Origin of the sequence: Flavobacterium defluvii, assembly GCF_900129555.1 — a bacterium.
Lineage (GTDB): Bacteria > Bacteroidota > Bacteroidia > Flavobacteriales > Flavobacteriaceae > Flavobacterium > Flavobacterium defluvii.
Map to the genome: position 1 here is coordinate 1 of NZ_FQWC01000011.1, position 22070 is coordinate 22070.

Here is a 22070-nt window from a genome sequence, read left to right on the forward strand (position 1 = left end):
TAAGTTCCTGAATTTGAACATCCTTCAGAAGCTGTAAACCCTCCGCTTACTTTTACAATATTGGAAACATCACTATCGCAGGAATCTAAAGCCGTAGGGAATAATGCCTGAGCATTTGCAAGCCCTGCTGCATCACTGCATTCTAAAGTTACATTTAATGAATTTGAGGTTGTTGTCCAAACTGGAGCGGTTGTGTCCTGAACAATAATAGTTTGGCCTACCGGAAGAGAAATATTTCCACAAGAATCTGTTGCTGTCCACGTTCTTGTTTTAGTATATGAACCTTTACAATTTCCCGGAGTAATAATATCTTCATAGGTTAGCGATGCAATATTTCCATTATTGTCTGTAGCGGTTGCTTGCACAAAAACAGGTTCTTCTGGACAATTAATAATTGAGGTTTCTGGTAAAGGATTAATTACAGGTTTAATTGAATCTCCGTCGAGAATTGTTACAGATTTTGTTATTGTACATAAATTGGCATCGGTTACAATTACAGAATAAGTACCTGTAGAAAGAGTATTGGCGGTAACCGAAGTCTGTGCAGGAATTGTATTCCACAAATATGTATATGGGCTTGTTCCTCCAGAAGCTAAAACTGTTGCAGATCCTGTATTTCCCCCGCCACATACAACATCAATTTGCGATGTAGAAGCGCTAAGAACTTCTTGAGGCTGCGTAATTGTAACACTGCAAGTAGTAATATAACCAAGTTTGTCGGTAACAGTAACAAAATGAATTCCTGCATTTAAAGCAATAGCCTGGGCAGTTGTCTCATTATTGTCCCATAAATAGGCATAATCTCCGTTTCCTCCAATCGCATTCACTGTTGCATGGCCGTTACTTTCTCCAAAACATTTTACAGCATTATCTTGAGTAATACTGCAAGATAACACATCAGGCTCTGTAATAGTTATACTGCAAGTTGTTGTACATCCTTTTTCATCAGATACTGTCACAAAATGAAGTCCGGCATTAAGACCAACAGCTTTTTGTGTTATTTCGTTATTATCCCATAAATAAGTATAATTTCCATTTCCACCAATTGGAGTTACAGTAGCTTCTCCATTACTTAAACCATTTGCAGTTACCGCTTTATTTTGTGTAATTGAACAAGCCAAAGCAGCACCTGGCTGAGAAATGGTCACCGAATTTGATTGTGAAGAACAATTATCAGAAACAGTCAAAGTATACGTTCCTGCCGGAAGATTCGCTACCGAAGCAGTTGTTCCAACAGTAATATCCGAAGCATTTTTCCATGAATAATTTACAGTTCCCACAGCATTGCTGACAGTTCCCGCAGTTGCAGTTCCGGTGCTTTCGCCAAAACAGGAAACATCTGTTTTAGAAGAAGCTCCCAAAGCCAAAGCAGCCACAGGCTGAGAAATAGTAACCGAATTTGATTGTGAAGAACAATTATCAGAAACAGTCAAAGTATACGTTCCTGCCGGAAGATTCGCTACCGAAGCAGTTGTTCCAACAGTAATATCCGAAGCATTTTTCCATGAATAATTTACAGTTCCCACAGCATTGCTGACAGTTCCCGCAGTTGCAGTTCCGGTGCTTTCGCCAAAACAGGAAACATCTGTTTTAGAAGAAGCTCCCAAAGCCAAAGCAGCCACAGGCTGAGAAATAGTAACCGAATTTGATTGTGAAGAACAATTATCAGAAACAGTCAAAGTATACGTTCCTGCCGGAAGATTGGATACCGAAGCAGTTGTTCCAACAGTAATATTCGAAGCATTTTTCCATGAATAATTTACAGTTCCCACAGCATTGCTGACAGTTCCCGCAGTTACAGTTCCGGTGCTTTCGCCAAAACAGGAAACATCTGTTTTAGATGAAACTCCCAAAGCCAAAGCAGCCACAGGCTGAGAAATGGTAACCGAATTTGATTGTGAAGAACAATTATCAGAAACGGTCAAAGTATACGTTCCTGCCGGAAGATTCGCTACCGAAGCGGTTGTTCCAACAGAAATATTCGAAGCATTTTTCCATGAATAATTTACATTTCCTACGGCATTGGTAACAGTTCCCGCAGTTACAGTTCCTGTGCTTTCGCCAAAACAGGAAACATCTGTTTTAGATGAAACTCCCAAAGCCAAAGCAGCCACAGGCTGAGAAATGGTAACCGAATTTGATTGTGAAGAACAATTATCAGAAACGGTCAAAGTATACGTTCCTGCCGGAAGATTCGCTACCGAAGCGGTTGTTCCAACAGAAATATTCGAAGCATTTTTCCATGAATAATTTACATTTCCTACGGCATTGGTAACAGTTCCCGCAGTTACAGTTCCTGTGCTTTCGCCAAAACAGGAAACATCTGTTTTAGATGAAACTCCCAAAGCCAAAGCAGCACCTGGCTGAGAAATGGTCACCGAATTTGATTGTGAAGAACAATTATCAGAAACAGTCAAAGTATACGTTCCTGCCGGAAGATTCGCTACCGAAGCAGTTGTTCCAACAGAAATATTCGAAGCATTTTTCCATGAATAATTTACATTTCCTACGGCATTGGTAACAGTTCCCGCAGTTACAGTTCCTGTGCTTTCGCCAAAACAGGAAACATCTGTTTTAGATGAAACTCCCAAAGCCAAAGCAGCCACAGGCTGAGAAATGGTAACCGAATTTGATTGTGAAGAACAATTATCAGAAACGGTCAAAGTATACGTTCCTGCCGGAAGATTGGATACCAAAGCAGTTGTTCCAACAGAAATATTCGAAGCATTTTTCCATGAATAATTTACAGTTCCCACAGCATTGGTAACAGTTCCTGCAGTTACAGTTCCTGTGCTTTCGCCAAAACAGGAAACATCTGTTTTAGATGAAACTCCCAAAGCCAAAGCAGCCACAGGCTGAGAAATGGTCACCGAATTTGATTGTGAAGAACAATTATCAGAAACAGTCAAAGTATACGTTCCTGCCGGAAGATTCGCTACCGAAGCAGTTGTTCCAACAGAAATATCCGAAGCATTTTTCCATGAATAATTTACAGTTCCCACAGAATTGCTGACAGTTCCTGCAGTTACAGTTCCGGTGCTTTCGCCAAAACAGGAAACATCTGTTTTAGATGAAACTCCCAAAGCCAAAGCAGCCACAGGCTGAGAAATGGTCACCGAATTTGATTGTGAAGAACAATTATCAGAAACAGTCAAAGTATACGTTCCTGCCGGAAGATTCGCTACCGAAGCAGTTGTTCCAACAGAAATATCCGAAGCATTTTTCCATGAATAATTTACAGTTCCCACAGAATTGCTGACAGTTCCTGCAGTTACAGTTCCGGTGCTTTCGCCAAAACAGGAAACATCTGTTTTAGATGAAACTCCCAAAGCCAAAGCAGCACCCGGCTGAGAAATGGTCACCGAATTTGATTGTGAAGAACAATTATCAGAAACAGTCAAAGTATACGTTCCTGCCGGAAGATTGGATACCGAAGCGGTTGTTCCAACAGAAATATTCGAAGCATTTTTCCATGAATAATTTACAGTTCCTACGGCATTGGTAACAGTTCCTGCAGTTACAGAACCTGTATTTTTCCCAAAACAGGTTACATCAGTTTTAGTTGAACCCGCAAGAGTTAAGGCTGCTGGCTGTGTAATTTCAACTGTCAAAATTCCGGTAGCACATCCATTGCTATCGGTAGCGGTAACTTTATAAGTTCCAAAACTTAAGCCTGTTAAATCTTTTGTTGTTGCAAAATCAACATTATTTTTTGTCCATTTATAAGTATATGGAGCTTGTCCGCCTGTGGGAGTATTTAAATTGATAACGCCATTGCTTCCGCCAAAACAAGTTACATTTGTCTGCGATGCCAATGTTATAATAGGACAAGGAACGTTAGTTGTTGGCGAAGCTATATCCTGAAATGTGGTAAGACAAGCGGCATTTTGAAAATCCAGTCTGGAAGTACTTACTAACTGATTTCCGCATGTATTTGGTTTTGGAGTTAATCGGTATTTTAAAGTAATAGTTTCAACATTCAAAAAATCAATATTCCAGGCGATTTGCTGTCCAGTAATTGTTACCGTACCTTTTGAAGGTGTTACTGTTCCAATAATAAAATTATTATCAACGGTTTCTTTTTCAAAAGCTGTTGCAGGTACTTGTTTAGCAACCCAGGATAACTGGGTGAAAATCTGACCGTAAATTCCAGTTAGATCAGCTCCATTTTCAGTAAAGAAAGAGCCTCCGGACTGAATTTGATTTAAAGTATATTCAGCATTTGTCTGTTCACTGCCCGAAATAGCGCCAAACAATCCAACAGAAAAAATTTGATTATTATAAGGCATACCAGAAACGGTTACCGTTTTTACATTGTTGGCAGCAGTTATAGCACTCTGAATACAACTTCCCTGCTGTCCGCTGGTACAGCTGGCACCATTTGTTCCTGTTACATTTGCAACACCATCAGTTAATAAAACAATACTTCTGGCTGTAGCGCAATCATAAGTAGCACCATCTAAAACCGTTTTTGCTTTTACAAGACCATCCTGAATATTGGTACTGCCATTTGCAGAAAGTCCGTTTATAACGGATATTAAATCCGATTGCCCTGAAGAAAGTGTTAAGTTTCTTCGTATTGATGCAGTAGTACTGTAAGTTACAATAGCAACCCTGTTTTTATTAGTTGGATTATTTGCAGGTGCAAACATTTTGTTTATAAAATCAATAGCTGCGTCCTGTGCCCGCGATAAAGGTTTAGGATTATTGCCATCTCCCATACTGCCAGATACATCAATAACCAAAACAACTTCTAAAGGTCTTGTTACCGGATTTGATCCCTGAATTTTTAATTCAACGTCTAATGCACCACAAACTCCCGGAGCTACAGTAACCGTTTTTGTTGGTGTAATAGTTTGTGCAAAGCCTAATGTAGAAAAAAGTAAAAAAAACAACAGATAAAATGTTATGTTAATCTTTTTTACAGACTTAAAAGAGTGTAAAGTTTTTTTCATTTTACGCAAGTTTAAATTGAAACGACTAAATATTTTTTCAGAATATTTAATTTTCAGAAGGATTATTTACAATCGTATGTACAACAGTGTTTACTGTGTAATTAGAGCAGTTTGTAGACACAGCATTTATTTGCGTGCAGTTCCATCTGTTATATGTCGTTCCTTGCGGCACTGTCAGATGAATTGAAAAAGTAGCAGTTTGATGAGATGGAACAGTAATAGAAGTTATCTGAGAAGAGCTATCATCCAAAAAAACACTATTTAGATTAACATTGTCTGATGAACTGCTTCCATCGTTATTTGAGCAGGCTGAATTTACATTAAAGGCGTTCAAATTATAAATATCCGTCGAATTACCTTCATTAGTTAAAACAAGTGTGAAATATGCACCATCTTGGCCGGCGTTACTATAATTCCTGTTTTTCTCAACTTCTAAAGTTGTTTTGCATAAACCTGACTGTGCAAATGAGACAGAAGAGATGAGAAAGAGAGTAAATGAAAAAATGTTTTTTTGAAAGATATTCTTAGGCAGAAAAAAAATATACTTACAATTATTCACAAATTTTACAGCTTTTTTAAGAGTAGATTTACTTTTCATAACTTAAGGTATTTAGTTTATGATATTCGTGAAATTTTAACATAATCAAAGTTATATGAGAGTTTTTCGAATTGATTTTTTTTATCTGTAACTAACCTAAAAACTCGTTCAAATGCTCTTTTTTTATTAAAAAACGACTAAAAAAGTTATATTTTTAACTAAATCAAGAATAAAATATTACTGATTTTTCTTTCTTTTTTGATAAAAATAGTGTTAGTTGGTCGAGTGTAAGTTGTTAATAATCAAATATTTGGTTAATTTATTGCTAATTTGAAAATATCGACAAACTGCATGTTTTACGGATGAAGTACAATTTTTCTAAAAAAGGAAAATCAATTTTGCACCCTTGTTAAAATTTTCCGGATAATTTATACTTGTTAAAATTTGAGTATAATTGTTAACAGAAATAAAAAAAAGAGAAGTATTAGAATATCTTTTGTAAATTAGAACTTCAATAAAATGGCAGTAATTTTTCTGCGGTTTTTAAACCATTTGTTTATGAAAAATTTAATCTTAATACGTCATGCAAAATCAAGCTGGGAAGCACCTTTAAAGGATTTTGACAGGCCTTTACAAAAAAGAGGTATTCTCGATGCGCATGAAGTTTCTACCCATATTTCAAAATATCTTCCAAAAACGTATATAGTTTGGAGCAGTACAGCTGCACGTGCTTCAGAAACTGCAGTAATTTTTGCGCAAAACATTTCGTATCCTATAGACAGTATAGTATATAGAGATGATTTATATACTTTTGATGAAAGACAACTCGAAAAGGTTATCAAATCATGTGATAATAGTTTAGAAAGCGTTATTCTTTTTGGACATAACGAGGCTATTACAAATTTTGTTAATAAATTTGGGGATGTTTTTATCGATAATGTCCCAACTTCCGGCTTTGTTTCCTTGCAGTTTGATGCAGAAAGCTGGGACTCAATTAATAAAGGCAAAACCAATAAAACCCTATTCCCCAAAGACCTAAAATAAATCAAGTGTACGAACAGAAATATATCGATAGAGAAAAAAGCTGGTTAGCGTTTAATGCAAGAGTACTTCAGGAAGCGGCAGATAATACCGTTCCTCTTTTAGACAGACTGCGATTTGTTGGAATTTTTTCAAACAATTTAGATGAGTTTTTTAGAGTTCGATATGCCGCCATTCGAAGATTAAGCCTTTCCGGGATTTCCGGTGAAAAATATCTTGGAGGAGTTTCTGCTCATCAGTTAATTAAAGATATTACCGAAATCGTAATTCAACAACAATCTGAAAGTCTGCGTATTTTAGGTAATATCGAAAGCGAATTAGAATCTGAAAATATCTTTATTATAAACGAAGATCAGGTAACACCAAAACAGGAATGTTATTTAAAGGACTTTTTTATGCAGAAATTAAGTCCCGAACTGGTTACCATTATCCTGAATGATTTGGCGGTTTTTCCGGTTTTAAAAGATACTGCAGGTTATTTAGCAGTGCGTTTAGAATTAAATAATGATGAGGTTCGCTACGCACTTATTGAAATTCCTAAAACCATAAACCGATTTGTTGTTCTTCCTTCAGAAGATGATAAACAATATGTAATTTTAATTGATGACGTAATTCGTCTTAAACTAAAAAATATCTTCAATATATTTGATTATAAGAGTGTTTCGGCACACATGATTAAAATTACCCGCGATGCACAGCTTGATATCGACAGTGATTTGAGTAAAAGTATGCTCGAAAAAATTGCTTCTTCTGTAAAAGACCGCCGAATTGGAGAACCTGTTCGTTTTATTTATGACAGTTTAATCGAAGAAGATACGCTGCGTTTCTTCTTAGATAAAATGAAAATCGTTGAAACAGACAGTATTATTCCCGGAGGAAGATATCATAACCGCCGTGATTATATGGATTTTCCAAATCTGGGACGTTACGATTTATTATACAAACCAAATGAACCACTGCCAGTTCCGGGGCTAAGCCTTGATGGCAGCATTTTGGAAAAAATAAGCAAAAAAGATTATCTGATCCATACACCGTATCAGTCATTTTCATATTTGACAAAATTTTTACGCGAAGCCGCTTTAGATCCAAAAGTTACAAGTATCAAAATTACTTTATACCGTTTGGCAAAGAATTCGCAAATCATTAGTTCGTTGATTAATGCGGCGAAAAACGGTAAAAAAGTTGTAGTTCAAATCGAACTTCAGGCACGTTTTGACGAAGCTTCGAATATTTCCTATGCCGAACAAATGCAGACAGAAGGAATCGAACTTATATTTGGAATTAAAGGTCTGAAAGTTCACAGTAAAATTTGCGTTATAGAAAGAGCCGAAGAAGGAAAAACACGCCGCTATGGATTTATTTCAACAGGAAATTTTAACGAATCGACAGCAAAAATTTACACAGATGTTACGCTGTTTACATGCAATCAGGGTATTTTAAAAGACGTTTCTAAAATATTCGAATTCTTCGATATTAACTATAGAGTACATCGATACAAGCATTTAATTGTTTCACCGCACTATACAAGAACAAAATTTGTAAAACTTATAGATCGTGAAATCCTTCATGCCTTAGCAGGAAGAAAAACATTTATAAAGTTAAAAATGAATAGTTTATCAGATTTTAAAATGATCGATAAACTATATGAAGCAAGCAATGCCGGAGTAAAAATTCAGCTTCAGGTAAGAGGAATTTGTTCTTTGATTCCGGGAATTCCGGGAATGAGCGAAAATATCGAAGCCATAAGTATCGTCGATAACTATCTGGAACATTCAAGAGTTTATATTTTTGGAAATGCAGGTTTAAATGAAGTATACATTTCGTCGGCCGATTTTATGACGCGAAATCTTGACGGAAGAGTAGAAGTAACCTGTCCGATTTATGATCATGAAATTAAAAAAGAACTAATAGACAATTTCAACCTTGCCTGGAAAGGAAATGTAAAAGTAAGATTCCATTCGTATAAGCTGGATAATAAATATAAACCTCGAAATCATCATGCCCCATTTAGAGCACAATTTGAAACCTATAAGTATTATCAAAACAAAATTGCAGTACTGGAAGAGGCTCCTCAAAAAGTAAACTAAATAATTAAATTCAATTTCAAATCATAAAGTGAGCATGATTAATATTAGGAAATTTGCAGCAATAGATATCGGATCAAATGCCATGAGGCTGCTGATATCAAATGTTGTAGAACAAGATGGAAAAGAACCGCAGTTTAACAAAAGTTCGCTTGTTCGTGTACCAATTCGTTTGGGACAAGACGCCTTTACAGTAGGCGAAATTTCACCTGAAAATATAGATCGAATGGTCGATGCCATGAAAGCATTCAACCTTTTGATGAAAGTACATAAAGTAGAACGCTATATGGCGTTTGCAACATCGGCAATGCGTGAAGCGTATAACGCCAAAGAAGTTGTAGCTTTAATTAAGAAAAAAGCCGATATAAAAATCGAAATTATTGATGGTAAAAAAGAAGCCGCAATTATTGCTTCTACAGATTTACATCATTTATTAAAAACAGACGAAACGTATCTTTTTGTAGATGTTGGAGGCGGAAGTACTGAATTTACTTTATTCTCCGACGGAAAAATGATTAACTCAAGATCATTTAAGGCAGGAACCGTTCGTTTACTAAATAATATGGTTCATGATGTTGTTTGGGATGAAATCGAAAAATGGATTAAAACCAACACGGCAGATTATGAAGAAGTGACATTAATTGGTTCTGGAGGGAACATCAATAAATTGTTTAAAATGTCTGGAAAACAGCAGGAAAAGCCACTTTCATACATTTATATCAATTCACAATATGCTTTTTTGAATTCATTAACATACGAACAAAGAATTGCCGAATTAGGTTTAAACTCAGATCGTGCCGACGTAATTATCCATGCAACACGTATTTACCTAAATGCAATGAAGTGGAGTGGAGCGCGCCAGATTTTTGTTCCAAAAATTGGACTTTCTGATGGAATTGTAAAAGCAATGTATTACGGTAAAATTTAATGAAATATATTTTTCAGTCAATCCGGAAAAAATCTACAATTTCGGCTTGAAAAATAAATAAGATTTTTTGTTTTGTCACGAATTCGCAAACTTATATTTTCGCAAAGAAAAATAATTCGTGAATTCGTGGCGAAAAAAATATTAAGTATGTAAATCCAAACCAAATGTAGAACGCAAAAGTTCAATGTTTGGATTGATTTCCAGAAGACGATTATAGCGATCCTGATCGTTGTAGCTTCTTTTCATTTGTACTTCTTCGTTTACAATTACTTCAATTGTAATGTCATGATTATGCAAATGACCTTTTAGATATCCTAATAATCCATTAACCTGACTTTCAAAATCTAATTTAGAACCTTCATTTGGCAGTTCATAAGTAATTTTTGTTCCGTCTAAAACCGGATCATTAATAAGCAATATAGATTCCATGATCTTAAGCCCTTTTTGGCCTAAACGCTCCGCATATTTATTCCAATATAAGAGCATGTCTGTTTCGTTAAATTCCTCTGTAGGTAAAACAGATGTTGGTTTAACATACGTTTTACTGCTTTCTTCCATTTCTTTCTTTTTGCGGATACTCGCTAAAGAAAACGCAGAAACTTTTGGTTCGCCGCCTATTTCAGCTCTTGGAATTACAGGTATTTCGGCCTTTGGAACTTCTGTCTTAGGGGTTTCAGAAACAGTATTTATAACAACAGTATTATTGTTATCATTGCCATTTTGATTGACATGAACATTTTCTGTTGTATTTGGAATTTGGGATTTTAAATTAGGAACTTCAACAATTGAGAAGCTTCCATTTTTATAATAAGTAGGCGGAATTATGAATTGCTCAACTTTTTTTTTTCTCCATCAAAATTGATAGAGGCTAACTGCATCAGACATAACTCGACTAAAAGGCGTTGGTTTTGACTCAGTTTGTATTTTAAATCACAGTCGTTAGCAATGTCAATTCCTTTCAATAAAAATTCCTGAGAACATTTTTGCGATTGAACGCCATACATTTGCTGCGCTTGTTCTCCAACTTCGAGTAAAGCAATAGTCGAAGGCGTTTTGCTTACTAACAAATCTCTAAAATGAGAAGCAAGTCCGGCAATAAAATGATGTCCGTCAAAACCTTTAGAAAGAATATCGTTGTATGCAATTAAAAGCTCCGGAATTTTATTTTCGAGAATTAAATCTGTAATGTTAATGTAGGTTTCGTAATCTAAAACATTTAGATTTTCTGTTACGGCCTGACGTGTTAAATTTGTTCCGCAATATGAAACTACACGGTCAAAAATAGACAATGCATCACGCATTGCACCATCTGCTTTTTGGGCAATAATGTGCAGAGCATCATCTTCAAAATTGATTCCCTGACTTTTAGCAACATCAGCCAAATGTTCTTTGGCATCTTTTACCGTAATTCTTTTGAAATCAAATATCTGACAGCGAGATAAAATCGTTGGAATGATTTTATGTTTTTCTGTCGTAGCTAAAATAAAAATAGCATGTTTTGGCGGTTCTTCTAATGTTTTAAGGAAAGCATTAAAAGCGGCCGAAGACAACATATGAACCTCGTCAATAATATATACTTTGTATTGTCCGGTTTGCGGCGGTATACGAACCTGATCGATTAGGTTACGAATATCATCAACCGAGTTGTTTGAAGCAGCATCCAGCTCAAAAACGTTAAATGCAAAATCTTCATTTGGATCGTCATACCCGGGCTGATTTATTTTTCGGGCCAAAATACGGGCGCAGGTTGTTTTACCAACTCCACGAGGTCCTGTAAACAATAGGGCAGAAGCAAGGTGATTGCTGTCTATGGCATTCAGTAAAGTATTTGTAATGGCTTTTTGCCCCACAACATCCTTAAATGTCTGCGGACGATATTTACGCGCCGATACTACAAATTGCTCCATATTCTTTTTTATTCGATAGCAAATATAGAGTATAATTTAATGATTTAAAAATTTAAAAAATGAAAGATTTTTAAGTGGTTGAATAGCGCTATTTTGAGGAAATTATTTATTTGAGTTTTAAAATTTTAATTAAAGTTTTTCAAATTAAAAAAACATTATTTTAGCAATAACCAAAAACACATTTATAACCAAAATTACATTTTGAAATGAAAAAAATAACCTCAAAAGTTCTTAATTTAAAACCAATCACTTTAATTCTTTTTTTTATTATTCTTCCTTTTGTTTCATTCCTGGTTACAGGAATAATAACCTTCATTGGTATTTTTGCCAATTTTGAATTTATATTTCCATTAATTTTAATTACGCTTACCATAACCGGATTAATTTATTTTATTTGGGTTTGGGGAGTATATCATATTGAAGAAGAAAAAGAAGTCTTAGGTTATAAATATTTTAAAATTTCGTATTGGATATTGATCTCTTATGCTTTAATCAGATTCATATTAGGCTTAGAAATGGACATAACCAAAAATCCAATTTTATTAGAAAACACAACCTGGACAATTCTTGAGATTATTGGGAGTCTCTATATGTTAATTGTATTTGCTAGCTACATTTGTGTGAGTTTCTTTGTTGGTAAAAAAGTCAAATTATTGCAAAATGATGATCGTATTTCAGAGTTTTTTTATTTCGCTGCTGCCTGGTGTTTTCCTATTGGAATTCCGTTTTTGCAAGCCAAATTGTTAAAGCAAAAGACTATTTTTGATTTGATTTTAAAGTAGTATTAATTTTTGTTAATGAATCCAGATTTTAAATTTTAACTCGAAACCCTTATGAAACAATACACTTTAGAATTTAATACTTTAAATTTAAAAGTAAAAAAATCTCCACTTATAATCAGATTTATAATGTTTCTTCTTGCTTTTTCCTTTTTTACTTTTCCTTTACTAGGAGTTATTTTTAGTGTTGCAAACGGAGCAGGAATGCAGATTGGATATTTTTTAGCAATTGGTTTGTTTGGAGTTGTAGGATTTTATCTTCTTCGAGTTTCATTATGGAATACTTATGGAGAGGAAACTATTGATTTTTTATCGAATAAAATTATTTATGAAGCCAATTATGGTTGGTTTAAAGATGCTAAAAAAGAAATAGAATTAATTCATCCTCAGTATTCGCATAAATCTGTTGGTTATGAAGAAGATAATGAAGCCGTTTTAATTATAACTTGTGAAAATGCTGAAATAGAAACGGCTGTAAAAATGCCATTAGCTCAGATTGAGGAGTTAATTTTGATTTTACAAAACAGTAAAATGTCAGTTGGTTTAGAAACTGTTGTTTTATAATATTTTAAGTAATCATGAAATCTTTAAGTGTTTCAAAATCTATTGTTTTTCTCTTAATATTCTTAAGTACGGTCAAATCTATATCTCAAACCATGACAAATCAAACCAATTTCTTGAAAATTACAAATCAATTTTCGGTAGAAGATTTTGAAAAAGTCAAGAAATTTATTTTAGGAAAAGGAAATAGAAAAACCTATCGAAACTTCGATAACAATAATCCATATTATGATTTTGGAAAATTTGAAACATATTTAGGTGCCGATATCGGACAGCAAAACATCTACAATGATCCAAAATTATCTGATTTTAATGAATTAACGATAAAAGATGATAATCATTATTTTAAGATACTAATCGTTAGAAAAGGTGATATAAACTCTTCAAAAAAAGGCATTCAAAACGGAATGAAGGAAAATGAAATATATTTCATTGATATTTATCAAAAAGAGTGTGATAATATATCCGGTTTGTTATTAGATTACCTGAAATCTCTAAAAGAAATAAATTAAGTACTTTCTATTTTTTTACTGGGAAAAATATAAAACCCACAAGAACATCCTATAATCTTTTGGTAGTTAATCTGTTTAATTTTAAATAGTTAATTATTAAAAGTATTATATTATGAAAATTCAATCGATTTTATTAGGAACGGGGCTTGCCTTTTCTTTACTGGCTTGTACTCCTAAAGATGCAGATATCGAAAAAGCAATTAGTGAAAAATTAAGCGATACGGCAGGAGTTACAGTTACGGTGCATGAAGGTGTTGCAACTATTGTGGGAACTTGTGACGACGAAGCTTTCAAGAAAAATATTGAGAAATCAGTAAAATCAGTTAAAGGAGTGAAAACTGTTGTAAACAACTGCCAAATCCCTCAGCCAAATGTTGAACCAGCTGCGGCGGCAGTTATAATTAATTCAGATGCCGATTTGGATAAATCTGTAAGCAAAGTAGTTAAAGCTTATGATGGTGTTAGTGCAACTGTAGTAGGAGGTGTGGTCACACTTTCGGGAGAAATTAAAAGAGATCAGCTTCAGTCTTTAATTCAAAGAATACAGGAATTAAAACCTAAAAAAGTCGATAACAAATTAACTATTAAATAAATTGTCATGAGTTTAGAGGATAAATATAGAGAAGTAACTGACTTAGCCAGTGATTTACAAATAGCTGATTTGCGGGTTAGAGAGCAAAATAATGTTTTATACATTGACGGAACAGCAAAATCTGCAGCAGACAAAGAAAAACTTTGGAACGCTTACAACAAAATTGACCCCGATTTTAGATCTGCAGATGTTGTGATGAATATAGAAGTTGAAGAAGGTGTTTCAAGAGAATATACAGTTGAAATAGGCGATTCTCTTTCGAAAATAGGAAAGGCTTATGGAGTTTCGTGGCAGGATATATACGAAGCCAATAAAGATATAATTACAAACCCGGATCTAATTCAGCCTGGTTGGAAATTAAAAATACCAACAGTATAATTATAAAAAGTTCGTCTATGACGAGCTTTTTTATTTTTTAACCGCAATTCCGATAGCTATCGGGAGCAAAGTTTTACGCAAGGTTCACAAAGTCATTGCGAGGAACGAAGCAATCTTCCGTAGAAATTCAACAAAGATTTTTATAAATATTACCAATTTTTGGTAACTTTGTATTCTTAAACAAAAGTTATGGGAAGAAATACTTCTATATCATTAGGAAATCACTTTGAAAATTTCATTGAAAGTAGTCTTTCTGAAGGAAGATACAAGAATGCTAGCGAAGTGGTAAGAGCAGGATTGCGTCTTTTGGAAGAAGAGGAAAATAAATTGCTTGTTTTAAAAAAAGCAGTTCAGGATGGATTGAATAGTGGCCGAGCTGAAAACTTCGATCCTAAAAAACAGCTTGAATTTTTAAAAGCAAAGAGAAAAAATGGCTAAATATCATTTGACCAATAAAGCAGTTGAAGATTTAGCAGATATTTGGAATTATACATTTGATGAATGGTCAGAAAATCAGGCAGACAAATATTATCTTTTACTTTTAAGTTCTTGCCAGGAAGCTGCCGAAAATCCCAATCTTGGAAAAAAATATGATAATATAACAGAGAAGCTATTAGGATATAAATCTAATGAACATATTCTCTTTTATCAGATTATTTCAAAAGATGAAATAGAGATAATTAGAATCCTTCACAGAAGAATGGATTTGAAAAGTAAGTTTTAATTAATCATTGCGAGGAACGAAGCAATCTCAGCTAGAGATTCGATAAAGATTTACCACATTTTATGTCATTTCGACGAAGGAGAAATCGCACGCGTAATTCGACAAAGATTGACGACAGCTGTGTTACATTTCTATTCCGTCGAAATGACAAAATTGGATGTAATCATTATTAATTACCTTCCCCTAATACTTAAATCAAATAAAAATTTGGCAGTTTCCTGATCTGAGTCGGCGGAAAAACCTGCTACATAAACTCCTTTTTTACCGTTTACGGACTTAATTCCGTATACAACTGCCTCATCGCCAGGGTCAGATTCCCCTTCGTATCGATACACATGAACAATTTCAAATTTCTCAGGATTTTTTTTAATCATGTCAGCATTTCGATTAAAATCACATGTAAATCCTTTCTCATTCAATTGATCTAAAGCCTTTGAAACAGTTGCGTAATGATACATTCTTTTCATGATAGACTAATTTAAAAATTATGGAATTTTAAAGATAACTATTTTAAAATTAAAAAGTTACGAAAACTAAACGAAAAACAGAAATTTAAAATTATTATTCTTAGTCGATAAAGTGTTACTTTTGCAGCGCAGACCGCCTTATCGCCGTTCCAATTAGGGAGGGAGGAAAGTCCGGACACCACAGAGAAGCATAGCGGGTAACGCCCGTCGGTTCTCTCGTTTTTTGGAACGAGAGGATTAGGACAAGTGCAGCAGAAAGTATGTACAGGTAAGGCTGTAGTGAAACCAGGTAAACTCTATGCGGTGAAATACCAAGTATATCAGCATTTAAGGGCTTCTCGTCCGTTGTTGAAGGGTAGGTAGCTTGAGTTCCGGAGTAATTCGGAATCTAGATAAATGATAAGGCCTCGATTTATCGGGGACAGAATCCGGCTTATAGGTCTGCTTTTTTTATATATTTGTGAAACTAACTAAAACCATTTCATGAATATTTCAACTCCAAATCCTTCTTCAAAAACAAAAAAAAGTATTTTTCACGCCGTAATTACCAATCTTACTTTTTGGGTTTTGATTGCCATTATTGCCGGTGTTTTACTTGGACATTTTTCCCCGGATAATGGAGTGAAAATGAAAATTGTAGGCGAAAGATTTGTTGATATTATAAAATTATTTATTGGGCCAATTATTTTCCTGACGATTGTTTTGGGAATTTCGGGAATGGGTAATCTTAAAAAAGTAGGCCGAATTGGCGTAAAAGCTTTAGCATATTTTGAAGTAGTTTCGACAGTTGCATTAGCAATAGGTGTAGCAGTTGCATATTTATTTCAACCAGGAAAAATTGACAAATCAGGATTAACTCTTGGGGATGCAAGCCAGTATACAAACGGAAGCGCTAAGGATTTTTCATGGCTTCAGTTTTTCTTTTCCAATTTTACACTGCAGGTTTTACTGGCAGCAATTATCTGCGGAATCGCTTTGAATTTTTATCAAAAAAGAGAACAGACTATTTTAGTTTTAGAACGAATTTCAAAAGTTGTTTTTACTTGTTTAAAATACGTTATGTATCTCGCACCAATTGGGGCTTTTGGCGGAATGGCTTATACAATAGGAAAGTTTGGATTAGCAACTTTAATTCCACTGGGTAAATTAATGCTTTGTGTTTACCTCACAATGGCATTGTTTGTTTTTTTAATTTTAGGAACAATTCTTCGATATTATAAAATAAGTATTCTTTCCATTTTAAAATATATAAAAGAAGAACTTTTGCTGGTTTTAGGAACTTCATCTTCAGAGGCCGCTCTACCAAGTATTATGGTAAAACTCGAAAGAATGGGCTGTAGTAAATCGGTAGTAGGATTGGTAATTCCGACAGGGTATTCGTTTAATCTCGACGGAACTTCAATTTATTTGTCAATGTCGGTTATATTTCTGGCGCAATTATATGATGTGCATTTGAGTTTTTTCGAAATTTTAACAGTAATTGGAATTTTGATGATCACTTCCAAAGGTGCTGCGGGTGTTACAGGAAGCGGATTTATTGTCCTCGCATCAACTTTAACGGCGCTGCATAAAATTCCTGTAGAGGGCCTGGCTTTTTTGTTAGGAGTTGATAAATTTATGAGCGAAGCGAGAGCCATTACAAACTTAATTGGAAACACAGTCGCAACAATAATAATTTCGAAAACAGAACATGATTTTACGGAATTGGATTTAAATCCTGTTTTGGAAGAGTAATAATAGCACGCGGAATAAACGGATTAACTTTTGCGAAAGCGAAAGAGCATACGTTGTGTTAAAACAAACTTCCCTGAACAAATTCCGGTTCAGGATTACTTCCAAATGGGAAAGTGTCAATTACAAAAAACTGCTTGTTTATTGTATCAAATTCTCTTAAAACAATTTCATTGCATACAAAGTTGAGGTCTATTGTGGTAAAAAGTTCTGAAGCAATTTTAAGATTTTCAGGTGTTAATCTTCTTCCGATTGACATGTGCGGATTATCACTTTTTTTTAGTTTTAAAAACTTTAAAGTGTCGTGAATCTTTTTCATTATTGGAATAAGATTTTTTTCTGAATCTTCGTTTACACCAATAAAAAAAGCACCGCTATTAGGGAAAGAATCAAAATGATTTAAAAATACCTGAAAAGGCGTAAAAGTATCTGAAATTTTAGAAAGCTTTTGTTTGATTGCATCCAGCTGTGAATCTTCAATCGTAAATTCGCAAATCGTAATATGCGCTTCAGAATTACAGCTGTTATACCATTTGATTTTGCTTCTTAAAAAGTCTTTCATTTTTTTAACAGGCTCAACCAATGTTGTAGAATAAAATACAACCGAATATGTTTTTTCCATTTTTGAGGCTTTGAATCACACAAATTTAAAATTTAAATTGTGCTGTTAACGCTGCATAAAAATAATCTTTTCCCGAACCGACCTCTTTTAAAAAACTGCCTGCATTAAACCAGCCGGTTTCTAATGTAAAACCTAAATAATTATTCATGTCATAGTTTAGATTCGAAATTAACTGCGAACCTATAAAACGTTCGGTTGTATCTTTTCCGGAATACAAAAGCTGCATATTTGGTGCGTACAAACCATCACTTAGTGTTTGTCTCCAGAAAATATCATAATCTATTCCAAGTTCCCATTTTTCGGATAAACTGAAGTTAATTGAAGGATGGACATCAATTAAATTCGATGGTCCAATTAATGCCACTAATCCAAAATAAGCGCCTCTTGGATACAACGGATTAAATGTTTGCAAATGTGTATCTCCAGAGTTTTTATCTCCGGAAATAATTTCGGTTTTTAGTCCAATTTCGGGAGTGTATTTTATGTTTTTAAAAGTATAACAAGCAAAAGAAGAAAGTGTCCATGCTGAGATTGTCTTTTGATTGATCTTTCCAAATTGATAAACACCTTCAAAATCATATTTCCAGTTTCCTTTGTTTTTCCAGATTCTTGTTCCAATAGATTGTCTGTTTTCTTCTCCTGCAGCATCATCAAAAACAGCGCGGTTTTTCCATAAACCTAAATAATATAAATCGATATTCTCAATAAAAGGCACTTTATGTATTACCGTATAACTTCCCCAGAATTTGGCATTTTCATTAAAATTATCGTTAAAAGTTCCTTGTTTATTGGCCATTGGATGTGTAAAAAAGGCATCTGACTGCCACTTGTTTTTTTTATAAAAGAATTTCAGCCCGTCAAAAGCAAGCCGGCTGTTTGGTCCTTCGCGTACAGCAATTAAACGCTGTGAACCGTACAGCATTTCTTGTCTTCCTGAACGCAATGTTAATTGCTGATTTTCTTTTCGAATAAAGTCAATGTCTAAAAATGCCTGATGAATGTCTAACTGATTTTCATCAACAGGACTTGGATCTGTTTTACCATTTGCCAAACTGCTTTGCAATTCAATAAAAGTTCTAAAGGCTCCCAATTGTATATTGGTATGGAACAGATAGCGAGAAAGTAAATAACCATCGTCGTCAGATTCGTCTCCCCATTTGTTGTTAACGGTATAGGTATATTGTAGTCTGGCTTCTCCGCCAATTGATGCGTAGAATTTATCATTTTCAGATAAAGGAATATATTTGATTTTCTCGTACCAGGTTTTCGTAGAATCGGCTTTTAGATATGTGAAATCATCTTCATATCGCAGCTTTTGGAAAACTGGTTTTTGCTGTGCATTTGCAGAAAAAATGATTCCCAAAAGCAGCAATAATCTGAATGTATTTTTCATATTAATTTTTTTGATAACCTCCAAAGTAATTTACCGGACTCCAGTCTGGAATTGCTTTTGGTTTTTCGTTCGCAAAAGTTCTAAAGTCATTGTCGGCGTAAACTACTTTTCCGTTTACTACAGTTAATTTTGATTCGATGTTAAGGATTTTTTCTTCAGAAGTTGAAAAATAATCATCAGAAAGAATAGAGAAATCGGCCAGTTTATTTGCAGTAAGCATTCCTCTGTCTTTTTCAATGTTAATTAATTGTGCGCTTCCATAAGTAAATAATTTTAAAGCGGTTGTTCTGTCAACGATATTTTCGTCATTCATATATTTTAAACCGCCCAAAGTTTTTCCGGTTGTTAACCAATACAAGCCAACCCAGGGATTATAACTTGCCACGCGGGTTCCATCAGTTCCCATTCCTACTTTAATTCCTAATTCGAAAATTTTCTTTAGGGGGACAGTACTTGCAGCAGCGGTTTTTCCATATCTTTTTATGAAACTTTCGCCCTGATACGCCATTCTATGCTGAATTGCGATTCCTCCATTTAAAGCTTTTATACGTTTTAAGTTCTCTGTAGAAACCGTTTCGGCGTGATCGAAAAACCATAAAAGTCCGTTTAAAGGCGTTTCTTTATTAATGTCTTCAATTACATTTAAAAATCGTATAATGCTTTCATTATAAGTAGCATGAATTCTAAAAGGCCATCTGTTTTTAATTAAAAGAGACAAAACTTCTTTTAATTGTCCTTCCATTGCCGGGCTTAATTCTGGTCTTGGTTTATCGAAGTTTTCAAAATCTCCGGCACTCATTACCAAATTTTCTCCGGCACCCTGAATATGATATTCTACTTTATCTGAATCATGGTCGTCACAGCCTTCGCCAATTTCAACCGAATTAATCCATTTGGTATAATCGTTTAGTTCGCTTCCTGCTTTTTGGGCAAATAAGTAATATGGCATTCTAATAGTTAAATCGTTGTCCTTACACAAACCGTTCGTTACGCCATAATCGTCCGGAAAGTTTTGAAATCCGCCTCCGGCATCCATAATGGCCGTTACGCCAAGACGATTCATTTCGGTCATAAATTGTTTTGTAGAGTTTATTTTTTCTTCAGGAGATAATTCAGGAAGCTTGGAAAGTGTTGAATATAAAATAAAAGCATTTGGCTCGGCAACTAATAACCCGGTTGGGTTTCCGTTTGGATCTTTTTCAATTAAACCTGCGATTGGATTTGGTGTAGCAGCATCAATTTTTAAAGCTTCTAAACCTGCTTTGTTTAAATAAGCATGTCCGTATAAATGAAGAATAAAAGTTGGAACATCGCCTGTTGCTTCATTAATTTCTGCCAAAGTCGGCAGTCTTTTTTCTTCAAACTGATAAGCGTTCCATCCGCCTACAACACGAACCCATTGCCCTTTTGGTGTTCTTTGTGCTTGTTCTCTTAGCATTGCTAAAGCTTTTTTAAGAGAACGAACGCCATCCCAGCGTAATTCTGTATTAAAGAATCTTCCGCCGCGGATAATGTGCATGTGTGAATCGAATATACCTGGAATAATGGTTTTTCCTTTGGCATCGATTATGGTTGTTTTTTTGTCTTTTAATTTAAGAATTTCGCTGTTTTTTCCTGTTTTCAGGATTTTTCCATCGGCAACAGCCATAGCTTCGGCAATTGTATTTTTATCGTCTAAAGTGTGAATTACAGCATGATGAACGATAAGTACGGCCTTTTTGCCCTGAGGGAAAACAGATAAAGAAAGAAGAAAAAGAAAAACTAATATTTTGAAAGAGAGTTTCATAATTGTGGTATTTTTAGTTGGTTTGGAGAGATGTAATTAAAATTTGAGAATTAAAAATTAAAAGGCAAAAAAAAGCTGTCATTAAAAACAGATTCAATCTTTTTAGTTTTTCACGCAGATTTAGCGGATCTAGGAGATTTTTTTAATTTTTAATTCTCAATTTCTAAAATTAAATTAGTGTTTCAACATTTCGTGAGCGTATTGAACACCTACACCGTAAGCACCACCGTATTTTTTAACTAAATCAGTAACAGGTACATAAGTTTCCTGACGTGCCCAGTCGCGTTGTAATTCTAATAAATACTGTAATGAAGTTATAGGGTGCGCACCAGCCTGAACCATGCGTGTTACAGCCATTTCGTGAGCTTCTTTAGAAACGTCTCCGCTTGCATCTGTAATTACATAAACATCATAACCTTCGTTGATTGCAGATAAAACGGGTCCAACAATACAAACACTTGTCCATAAACCTCCAAAAACGATTTTCTTTTTTCCTGTAGCAATAATGGCTTTACGGGCTGGAACATCTTCCCAGGTATTCATTGTGGTACGGTCAATATAGTTTGAAGATTTTTGCGGATAGAATTCTTCAATTTCTCTAAAAACAGGTCCGCTGAATGATTTTTCTGCTACGGTTGTTACTACAGTTGGAACTTTGAATATTTTAGATGCTCCGGCAACTAAGGCAGTGTTGTTTCTAAGCTGATCGATTGGAATATTGCTTACTGCAAACGCCATTTGGCTTTCGTAATCAATTAGTACTAAAGCATGATTTGTTGGGTCTAATAATGCCGGACTAGGTTTTTGAGCAAAACCGATAAATGTTACTAATAATAAAGCTGTTGTTAGGATTAATTTTTTCATGATAAATTGATTTTGTTGTTAATTAAAAAGGTTTAAAAAATATTTTGTAATTGATTTTCAATGTTTTGCATCCAAATAGAATGCCTTGTTTGTAATGTGTTGATTTTTAAAGGATTTTCAGAAAAGGCAATAGTAATCCTAGCGATATATCGTTACTGAAAGTTGGATATTCGTTAAATGATTTTCGTTAAGCTTTTAATGAATTTTA

The 22070-nt window shown here is 34.5% G+C and carries 20 protein-coding genes and 1 other RNA gene; 12 read left to right on the top strand and 9 right to left on the bottom strand.

What is annotated here, in order from left to right:
- Together BUC29_RS18960 and BUC29_RS18965 are read right to left on the bottom strand one after the other, a co-directional pair.
- Nucleotides 1-4955, bottom strand: a 4955-nt coding sequence (locus BUC29_RS18960) for a VWA domain-containing protein (protein WP_139260556.1), incomplete at its 3' end; no start/stop codon positions are given.
- A 46-nt stretch (nt 4956-5001) separates the two neighbouring features.
- On the bottom strand, nt 5002-5553 hold the full coding sequence (locus BUC29_RS18965; RefSeq protein ID WP_073417805.1) for a hypothetical protein: 552 nt from the start codon (nt 5551-5553) through the stop codon (nt 5002-5004).
- 498 nt (nt 5554-6051) lie between these two features.
- Here BUC29_RS18965 and BUC29_RS18970 point away from each other — a divergent pair, with 498 nt between their 5' ends.
- From BUC29_RS18970 to BUC29_RS18980, 3 genes are read left to right on the top strand one after another with little or no spacing between them, the layout of a single operon-like run.
- On the top strand, nt 6052-6537 hold the full coding sequence (locus BUC29_RS18970; protein WP_073418027.1) for a SixA phosphatase family protein: 486 nt from the start codon (nt 6052-6054) through the stop codon (nt 6535-6537).
- Nucleotides 6538-6542: 5 nt separating this feature from the next.
- Nucleotides 6543-8621: a polyphosphate kinase 1 gene (gene ppk1, locus BUC29_RS18975; RefSeq protein WP_073417807.1), complete on the top strand. Its 2079-nt coding sequence runs from the start codon at nt 6543-6545 to the stop codon at nt 8619-8621.
- A 34-nt stretch (nt 8622-8655) separates the two neighbouring features.
- A complete protein-coding gene (locus BUC29_RS18980; protein WP_073417809.1) occupies nt 8656-9546 on the top strand; it encodes a Ppx/GppA phosphatase family protein in 891 nt (296 codons plus the stop codon).
- A gap of 141 nt (nt 9547-9687) precedes the next feature.
- Here BUC29_RS18980 and BUC29_RS18985 read toward each other — a convergent pair whose 3' ends face one another.
- Nucleotides 9688-10104 (bottom strand): DNA polymerase III subunit gamma/tau, encoded by a 417-nt coding sequence (locus BUC29_RS18985; RefSeq protein ID WP_073417811.1) that lies wholly within the window; start codon nt 10102-10104, stop codon nt 9688-9690.
- Between the two features lie 263 nt (nt 10105-10367).
- Nucleotides 10368-11453, bottom strand: coding sequence for a DNA polymerase III subunit gamma/tau (gene dnaX, locus BUC29_RS18990; protein ID WP_073417813.1), 1086 nt, complete (start codon nt 11451-11453; stop codon nt 10368-10370).
- Nucleotides 11454-11659: 206 nt separating this feature from the next.
- Here dnaX and BUC29_RS18995 point away from each other — a divergent pair, with 206 nt between their 5' ends.
- The 7 genes from BUC29_RS18995 to BUC29_RS19025 all read left to right on the top strand — a co-directional run bounded on the left by BUC29_RS18995 (nt 11660) and on the right by BUC29_RS19025 (nt 14999).
- Nucleotides 11660-12235, top strand: coding sequence for a hypothetical protein (locus tag BUC29_RS18995; RefSeq protein WP_073417815.1), 576 nt, complete (start codon nt 11660-11662; stop codon nt 12233-12235).
- Nucleotides 12236-12286: 51 nt separating this feature from the next.
- A complete protein-coding gene (locus BUC29_RS19000) occupies nt 12287-12796 on the top strand; it encodes a hypothetical protein (protein WP_073417817.1) in 510 nt (169 codons plus the stop codon).
- Between the two features lie 92 nt (nt 12797-12888).
- Complete coding sequence (locus BUC29_RS19005) at nt 12889-13305, top strand: hypothetical protein (RefSeq protein ID WP_139260558.1); 417 nt, start codon at nt 12889-12891, stop codon at nt 13303-13305.
- Nucleotides 13306-13417: 112 nt separating this feature from the next.
- On the top strand, nt 13418-13897 hold the full coding sequence (locus BUC29_RS19010; protein WP_073417821.1) for a BON domain-containing protein: 480 nt from the start codon (nt 13418-13420) through the stop codon (nt 13895-13897).
- 6 nt (nt 13898-13903) lie between these two features.
- The gene (locus tag BUC29_RS19015; protein ID WP_073417823.1) at nt 13904-14275 is read left to right on the top strand and encodes a LysM peptidoglycan-binding domain-containing protein; all 372 of its coding nucleotides are present in this window, start codon (nt 13904-13906) and stop codon (nt 14273-14275) included.
- 189 nt (nt 14276-14464) lie between these two features.
- Nucleotides 14465-14713 (top strand): type II toxin-antitoxin system ParD family antitoxin, encoded by a 249-nt coding sequence (locus BUC29_RS19020; RefSeq protein ID WP_073417825.1) that lies wholly within the window; start codon nt 14465-14467, stop codon nt 14711-14713.
- On the top strand, nt 14706-14999 hold the full coding sequence (locus BUC29_RS19025) for a type II toxin-antitoxin system RelE/ParE family toxin (protein WP_073417827.1): 294 nt from the start codon (nt 14706-14708) through the stop codon (nt 14997-14999). The genes BUC29_RS19020 and BUC29_RS19025 overlap by 8 nt, the downstream gene beginning before the upstream one ends.
- Before the next feature lie 173 nt (nt 15000-15172).
- On the opposite strand, the gene BUC29_RS19030 is transcribed toward BUC29_RS19025, so the two are convergent.
- Nucleotides 15173-15466 carry an SH3 domain-containing protein gene (locus BUC29_RS19030; protein ID WP_057120656.1) on the bottom strand — a complete coding sequence of 98 codons (294 nt, stop codon included), beginning with the start codon at nt 15464-15466 and terminating at the stop codon, nt 15173-15175.
- Between the two features lie 125 nt (nt 15467-15591).
- On the opposite strand from BUC29_RS19030, the gene rnpB reads away from it, so the two are divergent.
- Together rnpB and BUC29_RS19040 are read left to right on the top strand one after the other, a co-directional pair.
- Nucleotides 15592-15918, top strand: an RNA gene (gene rnpB / locus BUC29_RS19035) — RNase P RNA component class A.
- A 31-nt stretch (nt 15919-15949) separates the two neighbouring features.
- Entirely contained in the window at nt 15950-17200 is a 1251-nt protein-coding gene (locus tag BUC29_RS19040; RefSeq protein ID WP_073417829.1) for a cation:dicarboxylate symporter family transporter, read from the top strand.
- A gap of 58 nt (nt 17201-17258) precedes the next feature.
- On the opposite strand, the gene BUC29_RS19045 is transcribed toward BUC29_RS19040, so the two are convergent.
- The 4 genes from BUC29_RS19045 to BUC29_RS19060 form a co-directional block, all read right to left on the bottom strand.
- Nucleotides 17259-17819, bottom strand: coding sequence for a 2'-5' RNA ligase family protein (locus BUC29_RS19045; protein ID WP_073417831.1), 561 nt, complete (start codon nt 17817-17819; stop codon nt 17259-17261).
- Nucleotides 17820-17844: 25 nt separating this feature from the next.
- On the bottom strand, nt 17845-19212 hold the full coding sequence (locus tag BUC29_RS19050) for an alginate export family protein (RefSeq protein ID WP_073417833.1): 1368 nt from the start codon (nt 19210-19212) through the stop codon (nt 17845-17847).
- Nucleotide 19213: 1 nt separating this feature from the next.
- Nucleotides 19214-20998, bottom strand: a complete 1785-nt coding sequence (locus BUC29_RS19055) for an amidohydrolase (RefSeq protein WP_073417835.1) — start codon at nt 20996-20998, stop codon at nt 19214-19216.
- 174 nt (nt 20999-21172) lie between these two features.
- Nucleotides 21173-21862: a hydrolase gene (locus BUC29_RS19060; protein WP_073417837.1), complete on the bottom strand. Its 690-nt coding sequence runs from the start codon at nt 21860-21862 to the stop codon at nt 21173-21175.
- Nucleotides 21863-22070 lie beyond the last annotated feature (208 nt).

Bases quoted from the DNA above. Each gene is read 5' to 3' on its own strand.
- BUC29_RS18965 (WP_073417805.1), bottom strand. From the start codon at position 5,553: ATGAAAAGTAAATCTACTCTTAAAAAAGCTGTAAAATTTGTGAATAAT.
- BUC29_RS18970 (WP_073418027.1), top strand. From the start codon at position 6,052: ATGAAAAATTTAATCTTAATACGTCATGCAAAATCAAGCTGGGAAGCA.
- BUC29_RS18980 (WP_073417809.1), top strand. From the start codon at position 8,656: ATGATTAATATTAGGAAATTTGCAGCAATAGATATCGGATCAAATGCC.
- BUC29_RS18985 (WP_073417811.1), bottom strand. From the start codon at position 10,104: ATGGAAGAAAGCAGTAAAACGTATGTTAAACCAACATCTGTTTTACCT.
- dnaX (WP_073417813.1), bottom strand. From the start codon at position 11,453: ATGGAGCAATTTGTAGTATCGGCGCGTAAATATCGTCCGCAGACATTT.
- BUC29_RS18995 (WP_073417815.1), top strand. From the start codon at position 11,660: ATGAAAAAAATAACCTCAAAAGTTCTTAATTTAAAACCAATCACTTTA.
- BUC29_RS19000 (WP_073417817.1), top strand. From the start codon at position 12,287: ATGAAACAATACACTTTAGAATTTAATACTTTAAATTTAAAAGTAAAA.
- BUC29_RS19005 (WP_139260558.1), top strand. From the start codon at position 12,889: ATGACAAATCAAACCAATTTCTTGAAAATTACAAATCAATTTTCGGTA.
- BUC29_RS19010 (WP_073417821.1), top strand. From the start codon at position 13,418: ATGAAAATTCAATCGATTTTATTAGGAACGGGGCTTGCCTTTTCTTTA.
- BUC29_RS19015 (WP_073417823.1), top strand. From the start codon at position 13,904: ATGAGTTTAGAGGATAAATATAGAGAAGTAACTGACTTAGCCAGTGAT.
- BUC29_RS19020 (WP_073417825.1), top strand. From the start codon at position 14,465: ATGGGAAGAAATACTTCTATATCATTAGGAAATCACTTTGAAAATTTC.
- BUC29_RS19025 (WP_073417827.1), top strand. From the start codon at position 14,706: ATGGCTAAATATCATTTGACCAATAAAGCAGTTGAAGATTTAGCAGAT.
- BUC29_RS19030 (WP_057120656.1), bottom strand. From the start codon at position 15,466: ATGAAAAGAATGTATCATTACGCAACTGTTTCAAAGGCTTTAGATCAA.
- BUC29_RS19040 (WP_073417829.1), top strand. From the start codon at position 15,950: ATGAATATTTCAACTCCAAATCCTTCTTCAAAAACAAAAAAAAGTATT.
- BUC29_RS19045 (WP_073417831.1), bottom strand. From the start codon at position 17,819: ATGGAAAAAACATATTCGGTTGTATTTTATTCTACAACATTGGTTGAG.
- BUC29_RS19050 (WP_073417833.1), bottom strand. From the start codon at position 19,212: ATGAAAAATACATTCAGATTATTGCTGCTTTTGGGAATCATTTTTTCT.
- BUC29_RS19055 (WP_073417835.1), bottom strand. From the start codon at position 20,998: ATGAAACTCTCTTTCAAAATATTAGTTTTTCTTTTTCTTCTTTCTTTA.
- BUC29_RS19060 (WP_073417837.1), bottom strand. From the start codon at position 21,862: ATGAAAAAATTAATCCTAACAACAGCTTTATTATTAGTAACATTTATC.